General features: G+C 76.7%; 2 protein-coding genes. Both read right to left on the bottom strand.

The window, feature by feature from the left end:
- Positions 1 to 44 precede the first annotated feature (44 nt).
- The gene (locus ACFU0Y_RS17685; protein WP_380216196.1) at positions 45 to 1,115 is read right to left on the bottom strand and encodes a M24 family metallopeptidase; all 1,071 of its coding nucleotides are present in this window, start codon (positions 1,113 to 1,115) and stop codon (positions 45 to 47) included.
- Positions 1,112 to 3,139 (bottom strand): DUF6807 family protein, encoded by a 2,028-nt coding sequence (locus ACFU0Y_RS17680; RefSeq protein ID WP_380216194.1) that lies wholly within the window; start codon positions 3,137 to 3,139, stop codon positions 1,112 to 1,114. Before ACFU0Y_RS17680 ends, ACFU0Y_RS17685 begins: the two co-directional genes overlap by 4 nt.
- Positions 3,140 to 3,265: the final 126 nt, after the last annotated feature.

Genomic DNA, 3,265 nt, shown 5'->3' with positions numbered 1-3,265 from the left:
CCCCCGGGGGGTGCGGGCCTTCCGGCTGCCCGGGCGGGCGGCGCTCAGCGCTCCAGCACGGCCGGACGGTCCCGGCCCCGGACCCGGACCACGGGCCAGCGCGGGTCCACGGACAGGGGCCGGACCCCGTCGGGGCCCAGCAGCACGGTGTCCTCGATCTTCGCGCCCGGCGCGGACGGGTTCCAGGTGAAGGCCTGGTGCTCGTGCACCAGGTCCGGCACGCCCGGGGCGAGCCGGGGATCCCGCCCGGCGTACCCGGCGGGCCCGCCCTGGTGGTGCCGGGTCCACTCCTGGGCGTCGAAGCCGTGGCGCGGATAGGAGTGCCGCAGCACCGGGAGCAGGTCCGCCAGGGGCAGCCCGGGCCGCAGGGCGTCGAGGACGTCCGCCTCGACCTCCGCGATCCTCGCCTGGGCGTCCGCCTCGGCGGGATCCGCCGGACCGAAGCGCACCCAGCGGGTCACGTTGGCGATCAGCCCGCCGCGGCGGGCGCAGACGACCGCCATGGCGCGCCGGCCCAGGGCCGCGGCCGTCGGGAGGGGGTGGCGGTGGGGCAGGCGGTCCGCGCCGCCGCACAGCACCACGAGGGGTTCCGCGCCCGCACGGACCAGGTCGGCGGTCAGCCCCGCGGCGAGCTCCCGCTCGGTGGTGCGCGGGTTCGCCCGGGACAGGGCGTCGGTCAGCACCGCGGCGGCGTCCCGGCACAGCTGCTCGTAGCGCCGCGCCTCATCGGGCAGCAGGGAGGCCCGCGCCGCCCGGAGCGGTGCGGCCACGCAGTCCTCCGAGGCGATCGCCATCGAGCGCGCGCCGGGGAACCAGTCCTCCGGCGCGGTGAGGGTCCCGTGCCAGGGCACCTCGTGCAGCCGGGTGCCCGCGGGCAGCTCCTCGGCCACCAGGCGGGCGGCCTCGTTGGCGGAGGTCACGACCTCGTCGCCGTCCCGGTGCACCAGGACCGCGGCCACCGGTGGACCGGCGAGCGAGACGTGCACGCGGGCCCCGTCGAGGTACCAGGACACCGCGGGGTGGCTCTGCAGCAGCACGGCGTCGACGCCGTGGGCGTCGAGCACCCGCAGCACCCGCCGGCGCTTCTCGGCCCGCTCGGGGGAGGAGCCGCTCACGCGACCCGTCCCCGGGCCGCGCCCGCGAGCAGCTCCTCCACCGCGGCGGCGTCGAGACGGCCGTCGACGACGAGCACGCGCACCTCCCGCTCGACCGGCCGCTCCGTCGTCGTGGTGACGGCCGTGTCCCAGGCCAGGGCGAGGCCCACCCCCGGGTACCCGGCGTGCCGGACGAACCAGGGGTCGGCCGAGTCGTCGCCGCGCCGGAGGACCAGGGTGGCGGGGCGTCCCGCGAAGTCCGCGGCGAACGCGAGCCACGGGGCCGTGCTGCCGTGCACGGCGTCCTCGCCCGCCGCCTCGGCGGTGAAGACGTCCGCGTCCGGGCAGGCGGGGAGCCGCCAGAAGAACCCGCCGTAGCCACCGCCGACCCGCCCGTTGGACCCGGGGCTGCCGAGCCGCACCGGGTGCGCGCCGGCGGGGGCCAGGCGGAAGCGCAGGCCGAGCTCCCAGGCGTGCTCGTGCACGGGGCGGAACGTCCATCGGCGCTGCTCGGTCAGCACCGCGGTGCCGTCCGGGCCCGTCCAGGCGAGCTCCTCGTCCAGGCGGTCCTCGGCCTGGTGGGCCGCCACGCGGTCCACGCGGCCATGGTCCGCCCGCCACACGTAGCGCCGCTCCTCCCGGGTGTAGGTGCGCCCGCCCCAGAAGTTGTGGCCGTCCACGTCCTGGAGGGCCGTGCCGACGCCCAGGTGCCAGACGTGGTCCAGGGGCTGCTGGTCCGTGACGGTGGTGCCGCCGAGGGTGCGGACGGGGTGCAGGAACGGGCGGGGGGAGGAGGTGGGGGCGATGTCCGCGCCGGTGCGGACCTGCGCGACCTCGCGGCCGCGCAGGACGATGCTCCCGCTCGTCGCGGCGGGGCTCGCCCAGGGGGCGCCCAGGCCGCTGAAGTCGGACTGCGCCTTGACCGCCCGCGCCGCCCAGTCCTCGACCCCCTCCAGGACGGCGCGCGGTGCGCTCCCGTCGTCCTGGTGCCAGCGCACGTGCGCGGAGCCGATCGGAACGGGGTCCGGGGCGGTGCGCACGGCGTCCAGCACGCGCATGAACGCGCCGGTGGAGGCCAGCGGGCACAGCAGTCCGGTGCCCCGGAGCCGGGCGTCGAGCAGGTTCTCGAGCAGGTTCGTGCGCCCGGACTCCACGACGCGCGTGCCCTCGGGGCCCGTGACGGTCAGCCGGTCCCGGGTGTAGTGCAGGACGGCCTGCCCCTCCGTGCCGTCGACCGTGATGAACGGGTCCTGCTGCTCCGCGGCGCACAGCGTGAGGGCGCAGGTGACCGGAATCCCGGCCGCGGTGCGCACGCGGACCACCGAGGTGTCGTCGGACTCGATGGCGTTGGCCCGGTAGAGCTCGGTGCGCAGCTCCGCGACATCCTCGCGGGTGCGGGCGCCCGCGAGGTGCAGGGCGGTCATCACCGCGTGGGCCAGGGGATTGGTGACCACCCCGTCCACCACGTCCACGCCGCCGATGCGCCGCCGCCCGGCCCACGGGGACCGGGTGAAGTAGTCCGTGTCCCGGGACCACAGCCCGGTGGCGCCCACCGCGCGCAGCCGCCCGATCTCGCCGCTCGCCAGGATCTGCTCGACCACCCGCAGCGAGTGGGAGCCCAGGCTCTGGAAGCCCACCTGGACGAGCCGGCCTGCCGCCTCGGCGGCCTCGAGCAGGCGGTCGAACTGCTCGAGATTGGCCACGGGGGGCTTCTCGAGCAGGACGTCGGCCCCCATCCGCAGGGCGGCGAGTGCGAGCTCGAAGTGGGTGTCGATGGGCGTGGAGATCACGACCACGTCCACGTCGGGGCCCGCGGCCCCGAGCTGCTCCAGATCGCCGAACATGGGAACGTCCGGCCCCAGCACCCCGTCCTCGTCGACCCGCCGGTCGACCGCCGCCACCAGGCGGACGCGGCCCTCCTCCTCGAGGCGGCGGATGTTCGCGAGGTGGCGTCCGCCGAAGCCGCCGATCCCCACCAGGCAGACGCGGGCGGGGGCCTGCCGTAGGAGGTCGGAGGTCGGGGCGGGAGCGGTCTGGGCATGCACGGGAGTCTCCTCGGAGGCGGTGGGAATGCGCTTTCCAATGTATTCACCGGGTGTCGGTGTGTCAACAGTCACACTGTGGCCCCCCGAGTCGGTCGCCGGCACGCCGTGGGCCCCGATCACAGGATC

It is taken from the genome of Kocuria sp. NPDC057446 (genome assembly GCF_042802875.1).
Lineage (GTDB): Bacteria > Actinomycetota > Actinomycetes > Actinomycetales > Micrococcaceae > Kocuria.
This window is presented reverse-complemented; position numbering and strand designations above follow the sequence as displayed.